Here is a 24549-nt window from a genome sequence, read left to right on the forward strand (position 1 = left end):
AGGCAAGCCAATTTCCTTTAGTGCAGGGCAACTTCGCTGAAATGTGAGTTGACACTAATGGAGGTGCCACTGTTTTTTTTGTCCTTATACCCCGTATATGAGGTACTAGGGCCGTTTATTACTTTTTGCAGACTAAGGCCTTTTGGAAGGACAACCTCAGAGTGGGTTCCAGTAACCGATATAGTATAGGGGGAAGAAGGCAATTTACAACGCAGTTCGGCATTTTGCAGCTTAATGTCTAGGCTTTTCAAATCTTTGGAAACCCTTTGGATATCCAAAGGACCAAAATCGTTTTTAATAGTAGCCTCAGACAAGAGGGATTCGATCGTTATATCCGAAAAGGTAGCACTTAAACTAAGCTTACCAACTTCTTTTATGGTTACCTTTTCGGAATAATCGGCCCTTAATCTGCCTTCATTCCATCTTTCCACGCTAAGCGGAGAATAAAAAGCCTTGATCGAGGTTTGGTCTCCAGCTATATCATTGGCCCATAGGGAGGCGTACGACAAAGTAGCTTCTATATTATTTCCGCTCTCAGCCAATTTGACCTCCCCATGCCTCACATTCATTTTAATTTTCATGTTTTTGGGCAGCTTGATTTTAATCGATATTTTAATTTTATAATTCCTATGGCTACCCTTCTCGGAGAAGTAAAAAACATTAGGCCCGTGCCGGTGCTTTTGGCTTGGCGATTCCCGTTCCATTTCCATAACTCTCCCGTGCACACTTTCCCTCAATTCATTTCTCCTTACCGCTAATTCTTCCCTAAGTTCCTTACGCGACGCTTCCATGGCTTCCATTCTATTTTTACGTGCCTCCTCCATTTTTTCCCTACGCTCCTCCATTGCTTCCCGTTGCTCCTCAGTCCTTTCTCGATGTCTTTCCCTTAATTTCTCTCGCCTAATTTCCATGCGCGCGCTCCACTCCTCCATACTATCTTGATACTCCTGGCTAAAACTTTTGTCAAACTCCTTTTTCCATTCCTTCATATAGGCCGCACCATCTTTTTTATATGCCTCGTAGTCAAACGGCTGCATATTTATTGGCGGTAATGGGGGAATCTCCATAATCTCCGGAAGTTCTGGTAGCTCCGGTACTTCGGGAAGCTTAGGCAGGACCTCCATTTCAATTTCATGCCTCATCCCCTCCAAATCACTCAGCACATCCCCGTGTATCTCTCTAAAGCCATCTGGAGTAAAAGGAAATTGGGAACGATATTGAGAACCCGTACTTATTTCTATCTTCTTGCTATTTCCCATGATTTTAATGGGAGCGCCACTAAAAATTGTCGTTGCCTCTTCCTCGGTAGCACCTTCAATTTCCACTATGGCCACAATAGCCACTTGATTCCTATTCCAGGTTTCAAACTCCAAATCGCTGTAGCTCGTATTTATCTCCAAAACGGTTTCCTTTCCTACATTAAAATTCTCTTGGAAGGTCTTTGTTTTTTTCTGAGCGTAGCAGCTGGGAAATACAACCATTGTTAGAATGGTGGCAATTACTAGCATCCTTATATTCCTGTGTTTCATCTCAATTTATTTTTAGCGTTTACTTTCTCTTAGGTACTTAGTTGGGCATTAGCAGCGTTGGATCCTTTGTTTTGAGTCTTCAACTCCTTTAATTTATCTTGGAGCTTGTGCAACAATTGCAACCGCAGCTGTAAATTTTTAATTAGGGCCGTAATGGTCTGGTCATTGGGCCCCACCTCATTCAATTCCTTGGTTAGGCTATTATAGGCACTATTTAACTCTTCCAAACGTTCCATATAGCTATCGATTAAAACTTCATTGCGTTCCGATATTTCCAAGCGGGATAATTCCAAACTAATATGGGCCATATAATAATTCTCAACTTTCTTCAAGTCTGGGGATAGGTCTCCCAAAGAAATCCCGGCCTCTTGCGGCACTACCTTCTTACTATCTACTACGGTGGAATTAATGCTATCATTCTGTTGCATATTCAGCAATATATACGCCCCCAGACTTATCAGGAGCATCATAACCGCCGCCAGTTTCACCCAGGGAAAAGCCGCTCGTTGCGGATTGGGCAACTCTTTATCCAAGCGTTCTATAAAACGTTTTTCATGGCCCGGCCTCATGTAAAACTCGCCTCCCCGACCTTTATCCCTAAACATTTCTCTAAGATCCTGTGACATATTTATTTGATTTTAATAACAGCTTTAATTGTCCCTTCCCCCTTAATAACCTAGTTCTGCACGCAGTGGAACTTATGTTCAATATTTCTGAAATTTCTTGATGATCGTAACCTTCCAACAAAAACAATTGAATTACACTTCTATATTTTTCCGTTAAGTTATCCATCGCAAGGAGTACTTCTTGATAAGTTACATCATCGCTCACCGTCCAATCATCATTCACCGCCACCTGCATATACCCCTCCTTTAATTCTACCACCTTTAGTTCCTTGGCCTTTAGAAAATCGATGCATTTATTAATCACTATCTTTTTCAACCAGGCGCCAAAGCTTACCTCCCCTTTATATTGGTCAATTTTTTGAAAAGCCTTAATGAAGGCTTCCTGTAGAACGTCCTCGGCATCGTCCGCATTTTTCAAATATCGCATGGCAACACAGTACATTCCTTGGCAATATTGCCGGTAAAGTTTTAATTGCGCCCTACGATCGTTGCGCTTACATTTTTCTACAAGATCAATCTGAAACATTAGCCCGGTTTCATTACTTGGTTATGGTTATCGGTTATATTTTTAAGCAACTTGGGATTCCTAAACTGTTTGTCCTTGCTTTAAGGACGATGGAATAATTCATGTGTTGCAAAAAAGAGTACTTTTATGGTTTAAAAAAGATACACCTTGAATCAAGTTACGATAAAAAACAGTTTTATTAGCCTTAGCGTATTGGATTACGGGGCTATCATTCAAAAGTTAATCCTAAAAGATAAAGATGGAAAAGACCTCAATGTTGTGGTTGGTTTTGAGGAACCGGCGCGTTATCTAACGGACAATAAATCCCTAGGGGCATGTATAGGTCGCTACGCGGGAAGAATCTCAAATAGCAGCTTTCAAATTGATGGAACCAACTATCCCCTATACAATATCGATGGGGTACACCTCCATGGCGGAAAAGAGGGCTTTGGCAAAAAAACTTGGATCATAGATTCTGTAGAAGAGGGAGAAAACCCGTCGGTAAGCCTACGCTATATTAGCGAGGATATGGAAGAGGGGTATCCAGGGAAGCTTACTGTTACCCTCACCTATAAACTAATAGGTAGTTCCCTGCATATTATCCATAAAGCAACCACAGATAAGGCAACCCCAGTAAACCTAACCAATCACTCCTATTTTAATTTAGACGGACAGGTTCAGATGAACCATTATAACTTACAAATGCCCTGTTCACAATATATAGAACTAGATAAACAGCTAATGCCCACTGGGGAGGTGCTAAACGTAGCGGGGACCGACTTTGATTTTTTGGAAGAACGACAAATTGGTGGGACTCGCTTTGACACCCCTTTTGTACTAGACCAAAATTCATCATTCAACACCCGTTTATCCTCCAAGGTATCGGGCCTATCCATGGAAGTACTTACCAATCAACCCTCCATGGTGGTATATACCCCGCCCGAATTTGCAGCTATTTGCTTTGAAACCCAGAATTACCCCGATGCCCCCAATCAGCCAAAGTTCCCCAACAGCATTTTAAATCCGGGAGAAACTTACCACAATGAAACGGAATATAGATTTGGTTTTGTAAATTAGGTACACCTATAACCTATAAATCAACTATCATGAAATTTCTAAAATGGATTTTATTGGTAATCGCTGTACTTGTGCTTGCGTTTTTCCTAGGCGGAAAATCGTACTTAAGGGAACAGACCAAAAAGCATAGTCCAGAGAGAACAGCCACCTATAATAAAAACGGCATGGATCTTATCGTAAATTACAGCAGTCCTTTCAAAAAAGATCGCAACATATTTGGGGAGTTGGTTCCCTATGGCGTGGTTTGGAGAACCGGCGCTAATGAACCCACCACCTTTACCACCGGAACGAAAATAAAGGTTGACGGGATGCCATTGGCTGCAGGGACCTATTCCTTATGGACGCGTCCAAATAAGAATAGCTGGGAAATCATTTTTAATAGTGAGGTGCCAGATTGGGGAGTAACCATCCTAAGTGGAGGCAAGGAAACCACTAGGGATTCAGATTGGGATGTTGTGGAGGTTACGGTCCCCGTAAAGGAACTTCCCAAGCCGGAAGAAAGTTTTACCATCCATTTTGATGAGGGAGACAAAGTATATCTAAGCCTTTCATGGGACAAAACTAAAGTAAGCGTACCAATTGAACATTAAATTGAATACCGACGAACATTTTAAAAAAAGTAATATTTCTAAAATTAAATCTTTTAGAAAAAGAAATCCTTCTACCTCAGCATTGATTTCTGGCATCGCTGATGGGGATATCGCGGCCTTATCCAGGGCCATAACCTTGATAGAGAGCAGCAATGAGAACCACCGTTCCCAAGCCCAAGAGATTATCGACCATTGTTTGCCCCTTAGCGGCCAAAGCGTCCGTATTGGCATCACTGGAGTTCCTGGGGTGGGAAAAAGCACTTTTATAGAAGCCTTTGGGAGCACCCTTACTAAATTGGGAAAAAAGGTTGCCGTACTAGCGATAGACCCTACTAGCACCATAAGTAAGGGTAGTATTCTGGGGGATAAAACCCGTATGCAAGAATTGGTCAGGGATCCCAATGCTTTTATACGCCCCTCCCCTGCCGGAAGCTCATTGGGCGGAGTAACCCGTAAGACAAGGGAAAGCATAGTATTGTGCGAAGCAGCAGGGTACGATATAATTTTAGTAGAAACCGTAGGGGTAGGACAAAGTGAAACGGCTGTGCACGGCATGGTGGACTTCTTTTTATTGCTAAAACTTGCTGGTGCCGGAGACGAGTTACAAGGTATAAAACGCGGGATTATGGAAATGGCCGACCTAATTGTAATCAATAAGGCAGATGGAGAAAACCTAAAGCAAGCAAAACAGGCTAAAGTGGAATTTTCCAGGGCCTTACACCTCTATCCTCCAAAAAAAAATGGATGGATCACCAAAGTCCTTAGCTGTTCTGCTACGGAACACACAGGAATTTCAGAAATTTGGGAGCAGATCAAAATCTATGTAGCGGATAATAAGCGCAAGGGAACCTTCCAGGAAAATAGAAAAGAACAGAACAAATACTGGCTATTACAGACTATTGACGACCTACTAAAACAGGAATTTTATCAGGATAAAAAGATAAGGGCTCACTTAGAAGATATGACCCAAGAGGTAGTCCAAGGAAAATTATCGCCCTTCGCAGCAGCAGAAAGACTAATGGTCCTCTTCAAGGAAAAATAGTTCCTCAGAATTTAAATAAAAGAAGGAAAGTGATTCATAGTATATAGCTTTCCAAAGTTATTATCTTTGACCCCATATTATGGACCCAGTTGAACATAGCCCAGTACTAATGACTTATGAATTCACGATAATCGTACCAGTATACAACGAAGAAGACAATCTGGAACGTGTTGAAAAAGAACTTTCCGAATACCTAACCATCTGCACAAAAAAGGCCAAGATACTTTTCGTTAACGATGGGTCCAAAGACGGAAGTCAGGAAGTTATTGAAGCTATCTGTCAACGCAACAGCGATTTTAATTATTTAAAATTTGCAGAGAACCGCGGATTAAGTGCGGCCATAAAGGCTGGCTTCGATTATGTAGACACTCCCTTACTAGGATATATTGATTCGGACTTACAAACTTCCCCGGAAGATTTCAACTTGCTTTTACAGCATATAGGCCCTTACGACCTGGTCACTGGAGTTAGGGAAAACAGAAAGGATTCCTTGGTGAAAAATGCCTCCTCCCTCATTGCAAATGGTATTAGGCGTGCCTTTACTAAAGACGGAATGGACGATACCGGTTGCCCCTTAAAGGTGATAAAAACGGATTATGCCAAGAGAATACCCATGTTTAACGGCCTACACCGTTTTCTACCTGCCATGATCCTTCTACAACAAGGCGCTATCATACAAATTCCCATTCGTCATTTTCCAAGGATGGCCGGGACGGCTAAATTTGGATTGTGGAACCGACTTTTTGGTCCCTTGATGGATTGCTTTGCCTATTTATGGATGAAGAAAAAATACATTAACTACCAGATAGAGAAAAAAGGCTAAATGGCAGACTGGATTGTATACGCAATTGGCTTTCTAGCCCAGATTCTTTTTTCCAGTAGAATGCTGGTCCAATGGATCATCTCAGAAAAAAACAAAAAGGTACTTACCCCCAGGCTATTTTGGCAACTAAGTCTTTTGGCCTCGTTTTTACTGTTCGTTTACGGATGGCTACGCGAAGATTTTGCCATCATGTTGGGACAGGCCATTACCTATTTCGTCTATATCCGAAATATGCAAATGCAGGGCGATTGGCGTAAACTGCCAAAGTTCCTCCGGATCTTTCTATACATTTTTCCGATAATTATTACGGTCTATGGCTATAACAATAGTACCTACGACTTAGACAGTTTTTTTAACAACGAAAAAATCCCCTTGTGGTTACTCCTTTTGGGATCTATAGCACAACTAATATTCACCTTTAGATTTGTATACCAATGGTTGTATTCGGAAAAAAAGAAGGTTTCCAGTCTTCCCTTCGGATTTTGGTTACTCAGTTTAATAGGAGCCTCTTTAATCCTCACCTATGCAATATTTAGGAAGGACCCCGTTCTCTTTGTGGGTCACAGTCTAGGATTGGTGGTTTATGTAAGAAATTTGATTATCCTAAAAAATGAAAAACATGAAGTGGATAAAAAATAACCCCATTTTGGTCCTTCTTGTATCCGGAGCGGCCATCTTTCTTTTTCATTTAGGGGTAATGCCCGTAACCATAATGGAAGCTAGGAATTTTATAACGGCTAGGGAAATGGTTCTGGACGGCAATTGGCTATTAACTACCATGAATGAACTTCCCCGGTACGAAAAACCGCCCTTGCCCACTTGGTTCACCGCTATTTTCGGATGGCTTTTTGGATTGGATAATGTGGCTGTGCTTCGCTTCCCGGCCATGCTCATGGCCATTCTTTTAGGTTTTTCCACATATAAGCTGGCCCTTAAGCTAATGGACAATACCTTGTATGCCCTGCTTAGCGCTTTAGTGCTACTCACCTCCTTTTACATCATTGGAATAACTTTAGAAGCCCCCTGGGACATTTACACCCATGGGTTTATGATGGTAGGAATTTATTTCCTTTTTCAATTATTTTCCCAACCTTCCTACGCATGGAAAAATGCTGCCTTAGCAGGCGTATTTATTGGACTCTCTATAATGAGTAAGGGACCTATTTCTTTTTACGCATTATTATTGCCATTTTTATTGGCCTATGGGAGGGTCCAAGGATTTAAAGGTTTTGGACGCGACAAAAAGATGTACCCAGTACTTATCACTACACTTATTGCTCTAGTCTTGGGATTGTGGTGGTTTATCTATGTGCGCCTAGCCGATCCAGAAGCCTTCCTAGCCATCACCAAAAAAGAAACCGCCAATTGGTCTAGTTATAACGTAAGACCCTTCTATTACTATTGGAGCTTTTTTGTACAAAGCGGACTGTGGACCATTCCTGCGCTAGTAAGTCTATGTTACCCCTACCTCATAAAACGGGCTGAAAACAAAAAGGTTTATCAGCTTACATTTTTCTGGACCATTTTTTCCGTGCTCCTATTATCCATCGTTCCCGAAAAGAAGTCGCGCTACCTCGTTCCAGTTTTAATTCCCTTGGCCCTAAATATTGGAATCTACCTTTCCTATTTGTTTAGGAACAAAAATAAAGACTTAGGCAGCAAAGAACGGCTACCACTTTACCTGCATTTTGGAATCGTGGGCCTCATAGGCCTCGCGTTCCCTGTAGTAGCATACATTGCCTTAGGGAATAACTTAGCGGGACTTTGGGGCTATTATATCGCCTCTTCCCTAGCCCTTGTGGCAATTGGCCTATTTGTTTTGATATATCTTAAAAAACAGCAGTGGTTCTCCTGCTTTCTATTGTCTATAGGACTTATTGCCACGATAAAACTGTTGGCCATGCCATTAGCTGCTGCCATGGAAAAAAATACGGACTATCATTCCATATCCCAATTAAAGAACCGCATGTTAGAAAAGGGAATGCCCATTTATAGTTTTGGGGAAATATCCCCCGAAATGATCTGGGACTACGGTAGTAGTTTGCCCGATTTAAAAATGACAACAGAACAACCGATTCCCAAAGAAAAGGTATTTGGCGTAGTTGTTGCGCAGGTAAATGAATCTGAATTTAAACGTATCTTTGGTGCCGGATATACGGTTACCCACCAAGAAATGTACGATTTAAATACAAATGCATCTCCAGGTAGCAGGAACCATAAAAACAGATTGGTAAACAATTTCTATATAGTTAAAAAACAATGATGAAGCAGTTGTCAAAATTTGAAAAAGTAGCCTATGCAGTATTACTTCTTACCCTTCTTTCAGGGCTGGCAATAGGCCTAACGGATGAAGAATACTTTAATACCCGCTTTGCACAAGAAGACGGACCGGTGGAATGGGCCACCGCCATTATGCTTTTAGGGATATCAGTTTTGTCCCTGTATCACCTGATTACTCTCTGGAAATTTAAAAAATCGCTGTGGAAGGTAGGCACTATCCTCTTTGTAATTCTCTTTTTCTTTGGAGCTGGAGAAGAAATCTCTTGGGGCCAACGAATTTTTGAAGTAGAGTCCAGTGAGTTCTTCTTAAAGAATAACGCCCAGGGGGAAACCAACCTACACAACTTGGTGGTAGGCGAAAAGAAAATCAACAAACTCATTTTTAGCCAACTGTTGTTTGTGGTAATGTTCCTCTACCTTATAGTATCCCCTATACTTTACAGAAAGCAAAAGTGGTTTAAGAATTTAGCGGATAGTTTTGCGGTTCCCATTGTAAAATGGCATCATACCATAGCTTTTTTAGTTGCTACTGCCTTTGTTGCCTTAAACTCCGCAGACCGCACTTGGGAAGTATATGAATTTGCCTTTGGCCTAGTATTCTTTGCTATCTTCCTTGGCCCTCTAAACGCGTGGATATTTCAAAAGAAGGAAACGGAGATCGATACCTAGTCTCTCCTTTAAGATAACTGCTGCAATTAACACACAGCTTATAACCCTTAAACAGGGCTCGCAATTAAGAAAACTTGCGAGCCCTGTTTAAATATTATAGCGGTCCCTTACCCTTATAAACAGCTGATAGAAAATACTGGCCATACCAGAACCCACTAGCGCTCCCGTAAGGATATCTAATGGGAAATGGACCCCTATATAGATCCTACTATAAGCCACAACCATGGCCCACACTACTAAAAAGACTCCCAATGCCCGCAACTTGGCACCCAATAATAAGGTGAAGAAAGTGGCTACCGCAAAGGAGTTTCCGGCGTGCGCAGAAAAATATCCAAATTTCCCTCCGCAAGAAGCTTTTACCAGACGTACAGATTCTCCAATTTCCAAATCATAACAAGGACGAAATCGCTGAACCCCGTACTTAAAAAAATTGGCCAATTGATCCGTAGCCAGTATTAATAATGCCATACTACCCAATACCAGAAGTAATTGTTTTAGCCCAAATACCCTGTAAGTAATAATTGCCAACAACAAATAGAGAGGTATTGCACTCCACTTATCGGTAATAAATAGCCAAAATCCGTCCCAAGAAGGGTTCCCTAAATGATTAAGGAACAGAAATAACTCCTTGTCTAACCGCACTAATTCTTCCAACATCCTATCTATTCTTCGTATCTAGAAATTTCCCTATCGTAAAATGCAGTAGCAGCTTCAATGAGTTTGCCAGCCTCCTCTTCCAACTCCTTTTCGTCTTCCCTATCAAAATCTTCTAACCACTCCACCTCATCATTTTCTAGGTTGATGATGAATCGAGGGTATTCTGTATGTACTATAAATATAGCAGTGGGATAATCGGTATTATCACCTAGTAAAAATTTTGGAAATTCCATAAGCAGTTTTAATTTATAATTTATTATTCCCTCCACGAACCTAGAGGGACTCTTGTTTTTTTATCCGTTATCTAGGACCGAAACATCCTGGGTCCGAATCAATTTTTGGGTCAAATAATTAAATCGAATGTACAACATTATAGCCGATGCGGTGAGTCCGGCCAACAACCCTATCCATATTCCCATACTCCCATAGGAGGTATAAATGCCCAGGTAAAAACTTATGGGGAAACCAATTAACCAATAAGCCACAAAAGTAATCATTGTAGGTACTTTAACATCTTGCAATCCTCGCAAGGCCCCTAAAACAACGACTTGCACCCCATCCGAAATTTGAAAAAATGCAGCTACAAAGAGGAGTTGAGCAGCCAGAATAACAACTTCCGTATTATCCATTAAATTCTCCATATCCCCCAAATCCAAATAAATCGTAGGCAGCCAATCTTTTAAAACGATAAATGAAATAGCGAAGACTACCTCCAACAAAAAGGTGAGCAAAAATATAGATAGGGCAATGCGTCTTAAATCCTTAAAAGATCCAATCCCCTTTTGATTTCCTACGCGTACCATAGCAGCTACACCAAGTCCCATTCCCACCATAAAGGTCATACTGCTTAAGTTAAGCGCAATTTGGTTGGCAGCTTGTGCGTTTTTACCCAAGACTCCACTTAACCAAACTGCAGCGGTAAAAATAGCCACCTCAAAAAACATTTGTAGTGCCGAAGGAAAACCTAAATCGACGATCTTTCTCATGACTTTTCGCTCAATCTTCCTAAAATTGATACCTGTTACGTAGGCCTTAAATTTCTTTTTCCTTTTAATTAGCTGCCATAGGAAGATTACCATAACCACTCTGGAGATTAGGGTACCCACGGCCGCACCTACAATCCCCAATTTTGGAAAACCCAAAGACCCAAATATCAAGAGGTAGTTAAGTGTTATATTCACCACATTGGCAATTACAGTGGCGTACATGGGATAGGTAGTTTGGGACAAGCCTTCGGAGAACTGTTTAAGGGCCTGAAAAATAATTAAGGGAATTAAAGAGAATGCTACCAAATCTAGATAAGGCATAGCCAATGCTACCACCTCGTCTGGCTGTTTCATCATATACATGAGTGGTTTCCCCATCAGAATAACCCCAAACAAAAACAGCCCTATTAGGGTACATAACACCAGGCCATGTTTTAAGGCGCTTTTTCCATCACCTATATTTTTTGCTCCATCGGCCTCTGCCACCAAAGGAGTAATGGCGGTGGAGAATCCAATCCCAAAAGACATGGCAATAAAAACAAAACTATTGCCCAAGGAAACTGCAGCAAGTTCTGCCGTCCCCAATTGTCCCACCATAATATTATCGGCAAATTGGACAAAAGTATGCCCCAACATTCCCAAGATTACAGGAAAGGACAAGGTGAGGTTGTACCGAAATTCTTTTGTATATTTTTGTAACAAACCGTGTTTTCTTAAAGGCGATAAAGATAAGGCATCCGCTTCTTTTTTCCAGTACTTCGCAATATCAATAATACGTTTGCACCCCTTAGTAATTTTATACAGCCCTATTGGGTTCCTAGCTAGTAATGGAGTCAATATAATTTAAGAAGCTGGGCTTATGATGGAATCATTAGACCGTTTTGGCTTCTTCCCAAAAAACATCCATTTCATTCAGGGTCATATCCTTCAAGGATTTCCCTTGTTCCTTGGCCTTATCTTCTAGGTACTGAAATCGTTTTATAAACTTTTTATTAGTCCTTTCCAGTGCATTTTCCGGGTTTATTTTTAAAAATCGGGCATAGTTTACCAAAGAGAAAAGTACATCCCCAAATTCGGCTTCCATGGCATCTGCATCATTCTTGACCACTTCGGATTCAAATTCTTTTAACTCCTCCTTTACCTTCTCCCACACTTGTTCCGGTTTTTCCCAATCGAAACCAACGCCGGCTACTTTATCCTGTATACGGTTGGCCTTCACTAGGGCCGGTAACCCCCTAGGCACTCCTTCCAACACACTTTTCTTCCCTTCCTTTAATTTTATACGCTCCCAGTTCCGTTTCACCTCTTCCTCATCGGCCACCTCTACATCCCCATAGATGTGTGGGTGTCTTGTAATCAATTTATCACAAATATCATTGGCTACGTCAGCAATATCAAAATCTTGGGTCTCGCTACCAATCTTAGCATAGAAAACAATATGCAACAGTACATCGCCCAATTCTTTTTTCACCTCCTCTAGGTCATTGTCCAAGATAGCATCGCCCAATTCGTAGGTTTCCTCTATGGTGAGATGCCTAAGGCTTTGCATGGTCTGCTTTTTATCCCATGGGCATTGTGAACGCAACTCGTCCATAATGGTCAACAATCGATCAAAGGCCTGTAATTGGGATTCCCTGGAATTCATATAAAATAGGTTTTGCACAAAAATACAAACTCCGCCCGGTTTGTGACTTCCCCTATCCCGAGTTTTTTGGCTAACTTTAGTCCTTTAACTATAAACGATATGCCAATACATAGTTTCTGATGAACCTAGCCTCTTTATGGCATCCATTGGAACATAACAACAACCTGATTATTCCTTACTATTATTTTCATTCTTCCTATGACAACAATACGCACTCTATTTTTGAAGTTCCTTTTCGGTTTCTTAGTAATTACTAATTTTTCCTGTAGCGCACAGCAAACCTCCCTAATAGCTAAGGATGCCGAACTTGAAGTGGTGGCCGACTCCTTTACATTTACGGAAGGCCCAGCAATGGCTCCCAACGGGGATGTGTACTTTACCGATCAGCCCAACGATCGAATTCTAAAATGGTCTGCCGCGGAGAATAGGGTTTCCGTCTATCTGGAGCCTTCGGGAAGATCTAACGGTCTTTACTTTGATAACGAGGGCAATCTCCTAGCCTGTGCCGATGAAAAAAATCAATTATGGGCCATAGACCCTAATAAAAACATAGAAGTATTGATAGGCGATTTTGAGGGAAAAAAGCTAAATGGCCCCAATGATCTTTGGGTAGACCAAAAAGGAGGCATCTATTTTACGGATCCCTATTATCAACGCGATTACTGGACAAGAACGGCAATGGAATTAGAGAAACAGCAGGTCTATTATTTATCTCCTGATAAAAAGGAGGTTTCCGTGGTTGCCAATGACTTGGTGCAGCCCAACGGAATTATTGGAAGTGCCGATGGCAAGCTTCTCTATGTAGCCGATATTGGGGATAAGAAAACCTATTCCTATTCCATAAATTCTGATGGAAGCCTAGGCAATAAAACTTTGTTCACCAATATGGGCTCGGACGGTATGACCTTGGACGAACAAGGCAATGTATACCTTACCGGAAATGGGGTAACCGTTTTCAACAAAAAGGGAGAAAAGATACTGCATATCCCCATCGATCAGGGTTGGACGGCCAATGTCACTTTTGGCGGAAAGGACCAAAAAACCTTATTTATAACGGCGATGAACTCGGTATACACCTTGGAGATGAATGTAAAGGGCGTTCGGTAGCACAACCTAGTGCCCATTTTTAGGGAGTGATTTTAGGATAGTTCGTTTTAGGTAGTTTACTAGGCCCCACCAAAATAATGAACCTGCAATTATGGGTTAAAATATTTAGCCTTATCTTTAAAACACCTAACATCCACAACTATGAAAATCACCACCCGCCTATTTACTCTCCTAAGTTTCCTATTGCTTTTTGGTAGTTTAACCTATGGACAAGCCGATATACAGCTAACTCCCAGTTCCGTTGTAGCGGGTGTTGATAAGGATCGATTAGCGAGGTATGATCAATTTCTACAAAAGGAGATAGCGGATGGAAGAATTCCAGGGGCAGTTTCTTATATCATGAGAAAAGGAGAGGTTGTCCATAAGTCCGCCTATGGATATAGCAGCAAGAATGAAAAGAAACCCATGGAACAAGATCAACTCTTCCACATCATGTCCATGACCAAGCCCATTGTAACCGCTGCATTTATGATGTTATATGAGGAAGGGCATTTTTCATTGACCGATCCAGTTTCCAAGTACCTACCTCAATTTAAAAATGTCCGCGTGGCTAAAAACGTAGATCAGGGTGCCCAAGGGGAAACCGTTCCGGCCAATAAGGAAATTACCATTAACCACCTATTGACCCATACAGCAGGTTTTTCACATGGATTGGGGGGAACAAAATTAGACAATGACTATGCAAAAGCGTTATATTCAGAACCACATAACAACATAGAAAGCAGGGTAAACACCCTGGCCAGTCTACCCTTGGTAGGGCAACCTGGAGAACAATGGTACTACAGTGCCTCGCCAGATGTATTAGCCTTGCTTATAGAACACTTTAGCGGATTAAATGTTTCAGAATTCCTAAAAAATCGTCTTTTCACCCCCTTAGGCATGAAAGACACTGGATATAACATTCCTAAAGATAAAAGCAATAGATGGGTGCCGGTACATCAGATTGACAAAGATGGGACTCTTATAAATTCTCCCAACCAATTACCCATTGAAGGCAATACCATCTATGGAGGCACACACGGCCTTTTCTCCACTGCTGCAGATTATATGAAATTCTGCCAAATGTTACTCAACCAAGGAACCTATAAGGGCAGACATTTTCTAAGCCCAAAAACTGTGGAGATCATGACCATGAATCATGTTGGCGACTTATATGAAGCTCCAGGACAGGGTTTTGGACTTGGTTTTGGGGTTACCACCAATTTAGCGGAGAGTAAAAGCTTGGGGTCTGTAGGGCAGTATTATTGGAGCGGCGCCTATAGCACCTATTTTTTTATTGACCCCAAAGAAGAGATGGTAGTTATCTTAATGACCCAATTACAGCCCTACAATAATTATTATGGTGAAAAAATGCGACAGCTGGTCTATCAGGCCATTATACAGGAGTAACTTAATTTATTGATGGCCAGTGTATCTAATTTGGTAGGAAAATCAGAACCAACGAATGACCCCTAAAGGTCGCAGGCGATTAAAGAATTCAGGCACAGCAGGTACAGGGGAAGGCATAACAAGGCAGCCCCCTAATTGCTTTACTCCAATCCTTAACAACCTTTACCCCATTCAACTATGGTCGGATTTTCTTTAAAGGACCACGATTCAATACCCACATCTTAGCCTAGGCGTTCTCGGTCGAAATTTATTGGTCTATTACTAAAATCATTTAAATTTGTTTATTAATTCTCATCCAATTGAAACCAATATTTTACCTCCTATTAATATTCCCCCTCCTTGTACTGGGGCAGGATAACATCCCATTCGCCCAAGAGGTACAAGCCCTTAAGGCGAAATACGATACTATTTGGGATAGCAACCAGGAAACCATTGTTTTTACTGGAAGCTCTAGCGTTCGCATGTGGAAAAACTTGAACGACCTGTTTCCGGGTCAACAAATTGTGAATACGGGATTCGGAGGATCCCAGGCGACTGATTTATTACACCATAGACAAGAGCTCATCCTGCGATTTAATCCTAAGAAGGTCTTTATATATGAAGGGGACAACGATATTGTTTCGGGCAAAAAAATTAAAAATATCGTAGCGACCACCCAACAAATAATCTCTCATATTAAAAGGGAAAACCCACATGCACAACTGATCTTAATTGCCGCAAAACCCAGTATCTCCCGTTGGCACTATAAGAGAAAATATAAAAGATTGAACCGCCGTCTCCAAAAATTGGCTCACAAGGAAACCGGAGTACAATATGCCGATGTGTGGACTGCCATGCTAGACGGTAGGCAACTGAAACAAGATATTTTTATTGAGGACGGACTGCATCTAAATGAAAAGGGGTATAACCTCTGGTATTCCGTAATTGCCCCGTTTATGAAAGACGACCGCGACTTTATCACTAAATGACATTAATTTTTGAAATTGCTTATTATGAGAAGAACACTATTATTGAAACCTCTTTTACTCCTCTGCTCCTTGCTAGTCCTTACAGCATGCAAGCAAGGCCAAAATGACATTGAGCATTATCCAGAAACCAATTTGGCCCAGGAAAATCTAATTCCCAAACCGCTACAAATTAAGGCCACCCATAGCGCGTTTGGTTTGGACCAAAACACTGGAATCTACACTACAACCGGTTTTTCGGAATTGGGCCAATACCTTGCCGAAAAAATAAAATGGCAAACCAACTTAGACCTTTCGGTAAATGGAACTTCCAACTCAAACCGGAACATTTTAATCCAAAAACTAAATGACAGCAAGCTTCCCAACAAAGAGGCCTACGAATTAAATATCTCTCAAGACTCCGTTGTTATTAGCGCAAACACCGCAGAAGGAGCTTTTAGAGGCGTACAGACCCTAAGACAACTGATCCCAGAGACCAGCAATGACACCCTGTCCAAGAATAAATTGTGGTTAATTCCCTCCGGAAAAATAACTGACTACCCCAATTTTGAATATAGGGGTGCTATGTTAGATGTAGCACGGCATTTCTTTAGCGTGGAAGACGTAAAAAAATATATAGACCTTTTGGCCTATTACAAGATCAATGCACTACACTTGCATCTTACGGACGATCAAGGATGGCGAATTGAGATAAAATCGTGGCCCAAGCTTACCGAAATTGGTGGAAGCACCGAGGTAGGTGGTGGTCCTGGAGGATTCTATACCCAAGAAGAATATAAAGACTTGGTGGCTTATGCCGCAAAACAGCACATCACCATCATCCCTGAGGTGGACATGCCCGGACACACCAACGCGGCATCCTTGGCCTACCCCTTCCTAAACGGAAATGGAAAGGAAGTAACTCCCTATACGGGCATCGAAGTAGGCTTTAGCACCTTTGACACCAGAAAAGACTCTGTATACGACTTTATAGATGATGTAGTTAGGGAAATTTCGGAAATGACCCCGGGCCCCTACTTCCACGCGGGAGGAGATGAAAGTCTGGTTACCAAGAAAGAAGACTTCAACTATTTTATATCTAGGGTAGATAAAATTGTTAAAAAACACAACAAACGTATGATCGGTTGGGATGAGATTGCCCATGCGGATATTGATACCACCGCTATAGCCCAATTCTGGAGCAATAAGGACAATGCGAAGCTTGCGGTTGAAAAAGGATTAAAAGTAATCCTCTCCCCGGGTAAGAAAGCATATCTTGATATGAAGTACGACTCGCTTTCCAAGTACGGATTGCACTGGGCGGGGTATATTCCTGTAGACACCGCTTATATCTGGACTCCAGAACGATATATTGAGGGCGTTAGCAAAGAGAATATTTTAGGAATAGAAGCGCCACTATGGTCAGAGACCATTACCAATATGGAAGAATTGGAGTATTTAGCCTTTCCCAGAGTAATAGGCCACGCCGAACTAGGGTGGAGTACTGAAGAAAATAGAGATTGGGAGGACTATAAACAGCGATTGGCCAATCAGACGCCTTACCTAGATCGGATGAACGTAAAGTATTACCCCTCCAAATTAATAGATTGGAAAAAAAGCAAGGATTCCAACTAAGCCTTGTGCGAATTACACTTTTAAAAACAACAGCTTCCCAAAAGGAAGCTGTTGCATGAAAGATCTTGATTAAACATATAATAGTAAAAAAGCCTTCGGAATTCCGAAGGCTTTTTTACTTATCGTAGTGGAAATCAATCCAATTTATTCATTTTCCTCGGAAGCAATTTCTTCTTCCTCTTCCGAACTGTCGAACTCAGTTATTCCGTGCTCGTGCAACAAGTTATACCATTGGATAATTTTTTTGATATCGCTGGCATAAACCCGATCTTCATCGTAGTTAGGCAAGACCTCAAAAAGATACTCCTCCAATTTAATTTTAGCGTCCTTATGGCTAACCGATGTTTTGCCACCGTTTTCCTTTTCCTTGATCTTTTCAAATACATCTTTTAAGGGAACTTCTTCCTCTAGGGTGTAGATAGCGATTTCGGAAAGGACACTGACGTTGTTCTTAAAACTAACGGTCACTTTCTTACCGTCCAATAAAGATTCTGCCACAAAACCAGAACGAGTCTGTGTCAACAATTTATAAAGTCCGGGTTTTCCTGAAATGGATAATATTTTATTTAAACTCATCTGACATCTTAAATTTCAAGCGCAAATATTACACTTTTTGTTTATATAAGAAATTGTTTTAACGTGCTTTTTTTTGCTGTGGGAATCGCATACGGTAATCTACTTTCACCTTCCCTTTGGAAATATTGGACAACTTACCTTTTAAAAGCCTCTTTTTTAAGGTAGATAGTTTATCCGTGAACAGCACCCCTTCAATATGATCGTACTCATGCTGAATAACACGGGCTAGCAATCCATCATAAGTTTCCGTATGCTCTTTAAAATCAGCATCCAGATAAGAGATGGTTACGGTATCCTTTCTAGAGACATCCTCCCGTATTTCCGGAATACTCAGACATCCTTCGTTAAAGTTCCATTCCTCACCGGTCTCTTCCACAATATGCGCATTGATAAACACCTTTTTAAAGCCATTCAATGCTTTTTGCTCTTCTTCGGAAAGATCTTCATCCTCGGAAAAAGGGGTCGTATCTATTATAAAAACCCGAATTGGAAGCCCTATTTGAGGTGCTGCCAAACCAACACCATAAGCGTTGTACATGGTGTCCCACATATTGGAAAGCAATTCCTCCAATTTAGGATAATCTTGATCAATATCTGCTGCTACTTTTCTTAAAACGGGATCTCCGTAGGCTACTATTGGTAATATCATGCTACTATTTTCTATTTAAATATGCTTGAAGGATGAGGGTTGCACTAATTTCATCGACCAAGGCCTTATTTTTTCTCTTTTGCTTCCCAATTCCGCTATCGATCATAGTCTGTACGGCCATCTTAGAAGTAAAACGTTCGTCTTGCCGCTCTACTGGAATTTTAGGGAATACCCCTTGCAGAGTTCGCAGGAAAGGTTGAATCAACGCTTCAGATTCGGAGGGCTGGTTATTCATTTGCTTTGGTTCCCCAACTACAAATACCGCCACATTCTCCTGTTCTACGTACGTCCTCAGAAAATTTAAAAGTTCTTTAGTGGGAACGGTCGTTAATCCCGATGCAATGAGTTGCAACTCATCGGTCACCGCAATACCCGTCCGTACTTTTCCATAATCCAAGGCTACAATTCTTCCCAAACTATTTTTTTCGCAAAAATAAACCATAAATTGTTATAAGTGTAAAAACAAAAGGTTAATTACAAAGTTGCCCCTATCTTTGTCTAAATTTGAAATTACGACTATGACAGAATTAAGACAGACCATAGAGAATGCATGGGAGAATAGAGAGCTTTTAAAAGAGACCGCTACGCAAGATGCCATTAGGCGCGTTATAGATCTATTGGATAAAGGTGAATTGCGATGTGCATCCCCTACCGAGGATGGGTGGCAAATTAACGAATGGGTAAAAAAAGGCGTAGTTCTTTATTTCCCCATCCAGAAGATGGAAACTTTGGAAGCGGGTATCTTTGAATACCACGATAAAATGCCTTTAAAGAGAGGCTATGCAGAAAAAGGGATTCGAGTAGTGCCAAATGCGGTGGCCAGACATGGTGCATACATTTCTTCTGGCACCATCCTTATGCCGAGTTATGTTAATATTGGTGCTTACGTAGACGAAGGCACTATGGTAGATACTTGGGCTACAGTAGGGAGTTGTGCACAAATTGGAAAAAATGTTCACCTTAGTGGTGGTGTTGGTATTGGTGGCGTATTGGAGCCGCTACAAGCTGCTCCCGTAATTATCGAGGACAACGCCTTTATAGGATCTAGATGTATTGTTGTAGAAGGGGTACGTGTTGAGAAAGAAGCGGTATTAGGAGCCAATGTGGTACTAACTGCCTCTACAAAAATTATTGATGTTACCGGAGATACTCCCGTAGAGCGTAAAGGCTTGGTACCTGCACGATCCGTAGTAATTCCTGGAAGCTACACAAAATCATTCCCCGCGGGCGATTTCCAGGTTCCTTGCGCATTAATCATCGGGACCCGAAAAGAAAGTACCGATAAGAAAACATCCTTAAATGACGCCTTGCGCGAATACGATGTTGCCGTATAATGCGATCTAAGCATTAATCCTATACCGGTTGTACAGATAAAATTGATCGGGGATGTTCTTTCTAGCACTTATAGTGCAAGCAATTTAAGAGGAACATCCCCTTCAATCGGTTATAGTTGAATCTACAAGTACCCCATGCCGTCCCTAACAATTACTTAAACAGTGATTCCGATATATTCCTTAATAGCGAATACAGAAATAGTATTACATTTTGTTGATACGAACCCTAAGGCAACAAACAGCGCGAATCACTCAAAGTTCGCCTCCCATTACCAATATGTTACTCCCCACGGAATAAGCGACCTCTAGATTCGCTTTTCGAACCCTGATACAGCCCCCTTTCATAACTTTCCTTTTTCTATAAACCCTTTCTTAAAATAATTCTTTCAAGGGTAGCATAGCACCTAATAGTTGGAACCATCCAGCAAAACTTCTTTCCCTGATCCCCCTTGACCTGTAAGGTGGCCTTTGCTTCCTCAATATTCGTAGGAGGAATAAATGGTTGCTATCATCATATAAAACATCAAAATACTACCCGCCACATTTTCATTGAATGTTATGTTTTTAAAGTAAAGCTGGAAATTAAACTCCAATAGTTTACGCAACTATTTCCCGCTACCCTATCTAATCAGAAACACCTTATTTAATGTCATGATACACAACACGGAAAGAATTTCGGCCTTAATCATCACATATAACGAAATGGGATACATAGAAAAATGTCTGGAATCCGTTTCCTTTGCCGATGAAATTATCGTTGTAGATTCTTACAGCACTGATGGCACCTACCAGTTTCTCCTAAATCACCCTAAGGTAAAGGTTCTACAAAAGCCCTTTGTGAACTACACGGATCAAAAATCCTTTGCTTTAAAACAAGCAAGCAACGACTGGGTTCTATTTCTGGATGCCGATGAAGTAATAACGGAGCCATTAAGGGAGGAGCTAAAAATTACGGCGACAAGAGATTCCAAGCACAGTGCCTATTGGTGTTATAGAAAATTTATGTTTCAAAACCGACGTTTGTATTTCAGCGGCTGGCAAACCGATAAAAACTATAGACTATTCAGGAAAAGTAAAGTCCGATTTTGCGATAAAAAAATAGTACACGAAACGCTTATTGTTAACGGGTCTTCAGGTGTATTACATAAACCTCTTATGCATTACTGCTATAAGACCTATACTGACTACAAAAATAAAATGATGAAATATGGCCGATTAAAAGCCAAAGAAGCCTTTCAGCAAAAGAAAACATTCAACTATTTCTCCTTAATTGTAAAGCCTTTGTGGAAATTTTCCTATAACTATATTATTAGATTGGGTGTTCTTGACGGCAAAAAGGGGATCATCGTATGTTATTTGAACGCCCTTGGGGAAGGGGAAAGGTATATGGAGCTAAAACGCCTATGGAAAAAACGACAACATGTGTATTCCCCATCCTTTAGGTAGCCGTTTTCGGCACCCTTTATAAGCCCCACAAAGGGCTACTTTATTAGAAGGATAATCCAAGCGCATTCACAATGGCTAGACATTGCCGTTCCACAGCTTCCGTAAAGCCTAAATCTTTAGTACGCAATAGCACTCTTAACCCTATACTGTGCGAGCAAATTAAGAAGAACATCCCCAACAACCAGCTCCCTTCTTCCACCCTACTTTGAAATCTCTGGATTATAATAATCCATTTTATAGGACCCTGTATAACGATGAATGCTTTTTGTATATTGATGCATGTAATACATATTTTAGTGCCAGCATATCCAACGAAAAAGGAACTATAAAGGCCAATTCACCCACACCTATCACTACAAACCGTTAAATTTAACCGTGTAGAAAGCCACCTTTTGAGAAGGTTAAATGCTTAAGGATTTCATAAATCGACTAATTAAAATTAACTTTGGCCACGAAAATTACGACCTCGATAGAGGTTGATGCTGTTAAATCTAAAACTTTGGCTATACAACCGGTTTAGCCCCTTATAAACATCCAAATGAAAATTGTTATCCTTGCCGCAGGAATTGGTTCAAGATTAGGAAATCCCTTCCCAAAGCCGCTTACCCCTTTAAATAACGGCAAAAGCATCATGGAAATGCAGGTTTCCAACCTAGACCAAGTCTTCAACGCAGAGGATATATCTGTGGTAGTAGGCTTTAAAAAAAATCTGATCATGGAGAGATTTCCAGATCTGACCTTTGTCTACAATCCATTTTTTGATCAAACCAACACCTCTAAAAGTCTTTTAAAAGCCTTAAAAAAGAATAGGAATACCTCTGTACTTTGGCTAAATGGCGATGTGGTATTTGATGTAAAAGTACTTTCCCTCCTAGAACCATACATCTCTAAAGATCAATCCTTTGTAGCGGTTAACACGGATAAAGTTGGTGAAGAAGAGGTAAAATACACCCTTAATGATAAATATATAGACCTGTTATCCAAAACCGTAGAAAATGGGTTGGGTGAAGCCGTTGGTATAAACTATATATCCAAAAATGACATTAAGCAATTTATTCAGGCGTTGGAACAGTGTGATGATAACGATTATTTTGAACGTGGACTTGAAATTGCCATTGCCAATGACGGACTTGAAATAGAAGCTGTGGACATCTCTAAATACGACTGTATGGAAGTAGATTTTCAGGAGGATTTGGACAACGCCAATAACCTATTTACTAAATGAGGGTAATCCTATTTTGTCAAAACGCTTATGCTTTTGGAATATTAAGACCAATTCGCGATCTTCTAAAAGAACAGAGGCATACTTTCGTATGGTACATCTCGGATAAGCTACTAGACAATTTCCCTTTTAAAAAGGACCCTTACACCTTAAGCATATTAGATCTTCAACGATTTGAAAGCGACGTAATATTTGTTCCGGGAAACGAGGTTCCCTATTATCTAAGAGGTTTAAAAGTACAGGTATTTCACGGTTTAGCCGGCGAAAAAAAAGGGCATTTTAGAATCCGACATTACTTTGACCTTTACCTAACCCAAGGCCCTTATTTCACGAAGAAATTTAATGAATTAAAAAGAAAACATCAGGATTTTGAGGTCATAGAAACAGGGTGGCCCAAATTAGATGTCTATAGTACGGAAAGGACAAAATACGATCTCAAAAAACACGAGGCACTACAGCAGCACCAAACGGACAAAATAATTCTTTACGCACCTACCTTTTCCCCTAGTTTAACCTCTGCTCCATTTTTAGTAGAAGAAATAAAAAAATTGGCGGTAAGCACTGGCTATCTGATCTACTTAAAGTTTCATGATCTTATGGACCCGAAATGGATAGCGCACTACAAGAAATTAGCCGAAGAAATTCCCAATATTGTTTTTAAATCAGATAAAAACATAACGAAACTTCTTCTACAAGCCGATCTGCTTATCAGTGACACCTCATCGGTTATCTATGAATTTATCCTCCTCAATAAACCGGTAATTACATTTAAAAATATTTCCAAGAATATTGCATGGGATAACGCTAGCACTTACACCGGACTCACTGAGAGGGTTAACGTAAATATAGAAAAGGATCCTTTTGCAGCTGAAAGGGCTCATATCACTGAGCAGTTTCACCCCTATCAAGACGGGAAATCTGCACAGCGCATGATAAATGCCGTCACCAAATATATGGAAACCAACGGTGTTCCAGACAAGCGAAAACTCTCCACCCTAAGGCGACTCAAAATCAATTCAAAATTTGGAAAACCCGTACAGAATATTTTCAACGGAAAAATCACCAATAAAATTTCCGCCGTTTTAATTACCTATAACGAAGATATCCATATCAATGCCGTTTTAGAGAATCTTAAATTTGCAGACGAAATTATTGTGGTGGATTCCAACAGTACGGACGGCACCATTGAAAAGATTAAACAACATCCAGAGGTAAAATTAATTATTCGTCCTTTTGTAAATTATACGGATCAAAAAAGTTTTGCCATGGACCAGGCAACCCACGATTGGGTTCTATTTTTGGATGCAGACGAACGTGTGACCGATAAATTGCGAAACGAAATATTACATACCGTAAACGCTGAAAATCCCACCGCAGTTGCTTATTATTTTTACAGGATTTTTATGTTTAAAAATAAGGTGCTCCGTTTTAGCGGTTGGCAAAGCGACAAAAATTATAGACTTTTTAGGAAGAGTAAGGTACAATTCACCAAAGACAGAATTGTTCACGAAACTTTGGTGGTGGATGGGAAGTCGGCAGTATTAAAAAATAAATTGATCCACTACTCCTACAAGGATTACGAGGATTACAAGGGGAAAATGATCAAGTACGGTCAAATGAAAGCCGAAGAGGAGTTGGCGAAGGACTATGACCCCAACCTCTATCATTTTATATTCCGCCCCGCCTATAAGTTTTTAAACCACTACCTCCTAAGGTTAGGGATCTTAGATGGTAAAAAAGGAATTATCATCTGCTACCTAAATGCCCTTGGGGTATATGCGAGATACAAGAAATTAAGAGAATTAAGAAAAAACTGAT

Annotated in this window: 25 protein-coding genes; 15 read left to right on the forward strand and 10 right to left on the reverse strand. The window is 40.7% G+C overall.

Annotated features, from left to right (window positions below):
• Nucleotides 1-17 precede the first annotated feature (17 nt).
• Genes F1E73_RS00670 through F1E73_RS00680 form a run of 3 tightly spaced genes read right to left on the reverse strand, consistent with a single transcriptional unit; the run spans nucleotide 18 to nucleotide 2681 of the window.
• Complete coding sequence (locus tag F1E73_RS00670) at nucleotides 18-1529, reverse strand: hypothetical protein (protein WP_150450843.1); 1512 nt, start codon at nucleotides 1527-1529, stop codon at nucleotides 18-20.
• A 29-nt stretch (nucleotides 1530-1558) separates the two neighbouring features.
• Complete coding sequence (locus F1E73_RS00675) at nucleotides 1559-2155, reverse strand: hypothetical protein (RefSeq protein WP_086477191.1); 597 nt, start codon at nucleotides 2153-2155, stop codon at nucleotides 1559-1561.
• Complete coding sequence (locus F1E73_RS00680; RefSeq protein ID WP_150450844.1) at nucleotides 2139-2681, reverse strand: RNA polymerase sigma factor; 543 nt, start codon at nucleotides 2679-2681, stop codon at nucleotides 2139-2141. The genes F1E73_RS00675 and F1E73_RS00680 overlap by 17 nt, the downstream gene beginning before the upstream one ends.
• Before the next feature lie 147 nt (nucleotides 2682-2828).
• Here F1E73_RS00680 and F1E73_RS00685 point away from each other — a divergent pair, with 147 nt between their 5' ends.
• The 7 genes from F1E73_RS00685 to F1E73_RS00715 all read left to right on the forward strand — a co-directional run bounded on the left by F1E73_RS00685 (nucleotide 2829) and on the right by F1E73_RS00715 (nucleotide 9141).
• Entirely contained in the window at nucleotides 2829-3737 is a 909-nt protein-coding gene (locus tag F1E73_RS00685) for an aldose epimerase family protein (protein ID WP_086477189.1), read from the forward strand.
• A gap of 29 nt (nucleotides 3738-3766) precedes the next feature.
• Nucleotides 3767-4327 carry a DUF2911 domain-containing protein gene (locus F1E73_RS00690; protein WP_086477188.1) on the forward strand — a complete coding sequence of 187 codons (561 nt, stop codon included), beginning with the start codon at nucleotides 3767-3769 and terminating at the stop codon, nucleotides 4325-4327.
• Nucleotides 4317-5369, forward strand: coding sequence for a methylmalonyl Co-A mutase-associated GTPase MeaB (gene meaB / locus F1E73_RS00695; RefSeq protein WP_223883317.1), 1053 nt, complete (start codon nucleotides 4317-4319; stop codon nucleotides 5367-5369). The genes F1E73_RS00690 and meaB overlap by 11 nt, the downstream gene beginning before the upstream one ends.
• Before the next feature lie 109 nt (nucleotides 5370-5478).
• Nucleotides 5479-6192 carry a glycosyltransferase family 2 protein gene (locus tag F1E73_RS00700; protein ID WP_150450876.1) on the forward strand — a complete coding sequence of 238 codons (714 nt, stop codon included), beginning with the start codon at nucleotides 5479-5481 and terminating at the stop codon, nucleotides 6190-6192.
• Nucleotides 6193-6831, forward strand: a complete 639-nt coding sequence (locus F1E73_RS00705) for a lipid-A-disaccharide synthase N-terminal domain-containing protein (RefSeq protein WP_086477186.1) — start codon at nucleotides 6193-6195, stop codon at nucleotides 6829-6831.
• On the forward strand, nucleotides 6812-8455 hold the full coding sequence (locus F1E73_RS00710; RefSeq protein ID WP_176328486.1) for an ArnT family glycosyltransferase: 1644 nt from the start codon (nucleotides 6812-6814) through the stop codon (nucleotides 8453-8455). The genes F1E73_RS00705 and F1E73_RS00710 overlap by 20 nt, the downstream gene beginning before the upstream one ends.
• Entirely contained in the window at nucleotides 8452-9141 is a 690-nt protein-coding gene (locus tag F1E73_RS00715) for a hypothetical protein (RefSeq protein WP_223883318.1), read from the forward strand. Before F1E73_RS00710 ends, F1E73_RS00715 begins: the two co-directional genes overlap by 4 nt.
• A gap of 87 nt (nucleotides 9142-9228) precedes the next feature.
• On the opposite strand, the gene F1E73_RS00720 is transcribed toward F1E73_RS00715, so the two are convergent.
• Genes F1E73_RS00720 through mazG form a run of 4 tightly spaced genes read right to left on the reverse strand, consistent with a single transcriptional unit; the run spans nucleotide 9229 to nucleotide 12429 of the window.
• The gene (locus tag F1E73_RS00720) at nucleotides 9229-9798 is read right to left on the reverse strand and encodes a phosphatase PAP2 family protein (RefSeq protein ID WP_086477183.1); all 570 of its coding nucleotides are present in this window, start codon (nucleotides 9796-9798) and stop codon (nucleotides 9229-9231) included.
• Nucleotides 9799-9803: 5 nt separating this feature from the next.
• Complete coding sequence (locus tag F1E73_RS00725) at nucleotides 9804-10031, reverse strand: hypothetical protein (RefSeq protein ID WP_086477182.1); 228 nt, start codon at nucleotides 10029-10031, stop codon at nucleotides 9804-9806.
• A gap of 60 nt (nucleotides 10032-10091) precedes the next feature.
• Nucleotides 10092-11621, reverse strand: coding sequence for an MATE family efflux transporter (locus F1E73_RS00730; protein WP_223883319.1), 1530 nt, complete (start codon nucleotides 11619-11621; stop codon nucleotides 10092-10094).
• 34 nt (nucleotides 11622-11655) lie between these two features.
• Nucleotides 11656-12429, reverse strand: coding sequence for a nucleoside triphosphate pyrophosphohydrolase (mazG, locus tag F1E73_RS00735; RefSeq protein ID WP_086477181.1), 774 nt, complete (start codon nucleotides 12427-12429; stop codon nucleotides 11656-11658).
• A 198-nt stretch (nucleotides 12430-12627) separates the two neighbouring features.
• Between mazG and F1E73_RS00740 the strand changes: the two genes are divergently transcribed.
• The 4 genes from F1E73_RS00740 to F1E73_RS00755 all read left to right on the forward strand — a co-directional run bounded on the left by F1E73_RS00740 (nucleotide 12628) and on the right by F1E73_RS00755 (nucleotide 17504).
• The gene (locus F1E73_RS00740) at nucleotides 12628-13536 is read left to right on the forward strand and encodes an SMP-30/gluconolactonase/LRE family protein (protein ID WP_086477180.1); all 909 of its coding nucleotides are present in this window, start codon (nucleotides 12628-12630) and stop codon (nucleotides 13534-13536) included.
• Nucleotides 13537-13677: 141 nt separating this feature from the next.
• A complete protein-coding gene (locus F1E73_RS00745) occupies nucleotides 13678-14925 on the forward strand; it encodes a serine hydrolase domain-containing protein (RefSeq protein ID WP_150450845.1) in 1248 nt (415 codons plus the stop codon).
• 299 nt (nucleotides 14926-15224) lie between these two features.
• On the forward strand, nucleotides 15225-15893 hold the full coding sequence (locus tag F1E73_RS00750; protein WP_223883320.1) for a GDSL-type esterase/lipase family protein: 669 nt from the start codon (nucleotides 15225-15227) through the stop codon (nucleotides 15891-15893).
• A 24-nt stretch (nucleotides 15894-15917) separates the two neighbouring features.
• Complete coding sequence (locus F1E73_RS00755; RefSeq protein ID WP_150450846.1) at nucleotides 15918-17504, forward strand: beta-N-acetylhexosaminidase; 1587 nt, start codon at nucleotides 15918-15920, stop codon at nucleotides 17502-17504.
• 144 nt (nucleotides 17505-17648) lie between these two features.
• On the opposite strand, the gene F1E73_RS00760 is transcribed toward F1E73_RS00755, so the two are convergent.
• Genes F1E73_RS00760 through ruvX form a run of 3 tightly spaced genes read right to left on the reverse strand, consistent with a single transcriptional unit; the run spans nucleotide 17649 to nucleotide 19144 of the window.
• Complete coding sequence (locus F1E73_RS00760; protein ID WP_086477176.1) at nucleotides 17649-18080, reverse strand: DUF5606 family protein; 432 nt, start codon at nucleotides 18078-18080, stop codon at nucleotides 17649-17651.
• Nucleotides 18081-18138: 58 nt separating this feature from the next.
• Entirely contained in the window at nucleotides 18139-18729 is a 591-nt protein-coding gene (def, locus tag F1E73_RS00765) for a peptide deformylase (protein ID WP_150450847.1), read from the reverse strand.
• Nucleotides 18730-18733: 4 nt separating this feature from the next.
• Nucleotides 18734-19144, reverse strand: a complete 411-nt coding sequence (ruvX, locus tag F1E73_RS00770; RefSeq protein WP_086477310.1) for a Holliday junction resolvase RuvX — start codon at nucleotides 19142-19144, stop codon at nucleotides 18734-18736.
• Between the two features lie 103 nt (nucleotides 19145-19247).
• Between ruvX and F1E73_RS00775 the strand changes: the two genes are divergently transcribed.
• The 4 genes from F1E73_RS00775 (at nucleotide 19248) to F1E73_RS18030 (ending at nucleotide 24548) form a co-directional block, all read left to right on the forward strand.
• Nucleotides 19248-20063 (forward strand): 2,3,4,5-tetrahydropyridine-2,6-dicarboxylate N-succinyltransferase, encoded by an 816-nt coding sequence (locus tag F1E73_RS00775; RefSeq protein ID WP_086477174.1) that lies wholly within the window; start codon nucleotides 19248-19250, stop codon nucleotides 20061-20063.
• A gap of 651 nt (nucleotides 20064-20714) precedes the next feature.
• On the forward strand, nucleotides 20715-21509 hold the full coding sequence (locus tag F1E73_RS00780) for a glycosyltransferase family 2 protein (protein ID WP_150450848.1): 795 nt from the start codon (nucleotides 20715-20717) through the stop codon (nucleotides 21507-21509).
• A 538-nt stretch (nucleotides 21510-22047) separates the two neighbouring features.
• Nucleotides 22048-22734, forward strand: coding sequence for a phosphocholine cytidylyltransferase family protein (locus tag F1E73_RS00785; RefSeq protein ID WP_150450849.1), 687 nt, complete (start codon nucleotides 22048-22050; stop codon nucleotides 22732-22734).
• Complete coding sequence (locus tag F1E73_RS18030) at nucleotides 22731-24548, forward strand: CDP-glycerol glycerophosphotransferase family protein (RefSeq protein WP_150450850.1); 1818 nt, start codon at nucleotides 22731-22733, stop codon at nucleotides 24546-24548. Before F1E73_RS00785 ends, F1E73_RS18030 begins: the two co-directional genes overlap by 4 nt.
• Nucleotide 24549 lies beyond the last annotated feature (1 nt).

This window comes from Arenibacter lacus (assembly GCF_008711145.1).
Classification (GTDB): Bacteria; Bacteroidota; Bacteroidia; order Flavobacteriales; family Flavobacteriaceae; genus Arenibacter; species Arenibacter amylolyticus.

What these genes read in the sequence shown, in the direction of transcription:
- F1E73_RS00670 (WP_150450843.1), bottom strand. Translation starts at nt 1,529, where the DNA reads ATGAAACACAGGAATATAAGGATGCTAGTAATTGCCACCATTCTAACA.
- F1E73_RS00675 (WP_086477191.1), bottom strand. Translation starts at nt 2,155, where the DNA reads ATGTCACAGGATCTTAGAGAAATGTTTAGGGATAAAGGTCGGGGAGGC.
- F1E73_RS00680 (WP_150450844.1), bottom strand. Translation starts at nt 2,681, where the DNA reads ATGTTTCAGATTGATCTTGTAGAAAAATGTAAGCGCAACGATCGTAGG.
- F1E73_RS00690 (WP_086477188.1), top strand. Translation starts at nt 3,767, where the DNA reads ATGAAATTTCTAAAATGGATTTTATTGGTAATCGCTGTACTTGTGCTT.
- F1E73_RS00700 (WP_150450876.1), top strand. Translation starts at nt 5,479, where the DNA reads ATGACTTATGAATTCACGATAATCGTACCAGTATACAACGAAGAAGAC.
- F1E73_RS00705 (WP_086477186.1), top strand. Translation starts at nt 6,193, where the DNA reads ATGGCAGACTGGATTGTATACGCAATTGGCTTTCTAGCCCAGATTCTT.
- F1E73_RS00710 (WP_176328486.1), top strand. Translation starts at nt 6,812, where the DNA reads ATGAAGTGGATAAAAAATAACCCCATTTTGGTCCTTCTTGTATCCGGA.
- F1E73_RS00715 (WP_223883318.1), top strand. Translation starts at nt 8,452, where the DNA reads ATGATGAAGCAGTTGTCAAAATTTGAAAAAGTAGCCTATGCAGTATTA.
- F1E73_RS00720 (WP_086477183.1), bottom strand. Translation starts at nt 9,798, where the DNA reads ATGTTGGAAGAATTAGTGCGGTTAGACAAGGAGTTATTTCTGTTCCTT.
- F1E73_RS00725 (WP_086477182.1), bottom strand. Translation starts at nt 10,031, where the DNA reads ATGGAATTTCCAAAATTTTTACTAGGTGATAATACCGATTATCCCACT.
- mazG (WP_086477181.1), bottom strand. Translation starts at nt 12,429, where the DNA reads ATGAATTCCAGGGAATCCCAATTACAGGCCTTTGATCGATTGTTGACC.
- F1E73_RS00740 (WP_086477180.1), top strand. Translation starts at nt 12,628, where the DNA reads ATGACAACAATACGCACTCTATTTTTGAAGTTCCTTTTCGGTTTCTTA.
- F1E73_RS00745 (WP_150450845.1), top strand. Translation starts at nt 13,678, where the DNA reads ATGAAAATCACCACCCGCCTATTTACTCTCCTAAGTTTCCTATTGCTT.
- F1E73_RS00755 (WP_150450846.1), top strand. Translation starts at nt 15,918, where the DNA reads ATGAGAAGAACACTATTATTGAAACCTCTTTTACTCCTCTGCTCCTTG.
- F1E73_RS00760 (WP_086477176.1), bottom strand. Translation starts at nt 18,080, where the DNA reads ATGAGTTTAAATAAAATATTATCCATTTCAGGAAAACCCGGACTTTAT.
- def (WP_150450847.1), bottom strand. Translation starts at nt 18,729, where the DNA reads ATGATATTACCAATAGTAGCCTACGGAGATCCCGTTTTAAGAAAAGTA.
- F1E73_RS00775 (WP_086477174.1), top strand. Translation starts at nt 19,248, where the DNA reads ATGACAGAATTAAGACAGACCATAGAGAATGCATGGGAGAATAGAGAG.
- F1E73_RS00780 (WP_150450848.1), top strand. Translation starts at nt 20,715, where the DNA reads ATGATACACAACACGGAAAGAATTTCGGCCTTAATCATCACATATAAC.
- F1E73_RS00785 (WP_150450849.1), top strand. Translation starts at nt 22,048, where the DNA reads ATGAAAATTGTTATCCTTGCCGCAGGAATTGGTTCAAGATTAGGAAAT.
- F1E73_RS18030 (WP_150450850.1), top strand. Translation starts at nt 22,731, where the DNA reads ATGAGGGTAATCCTATTTTGTCAAAACGCTTATGCTTTTGGAATATTA.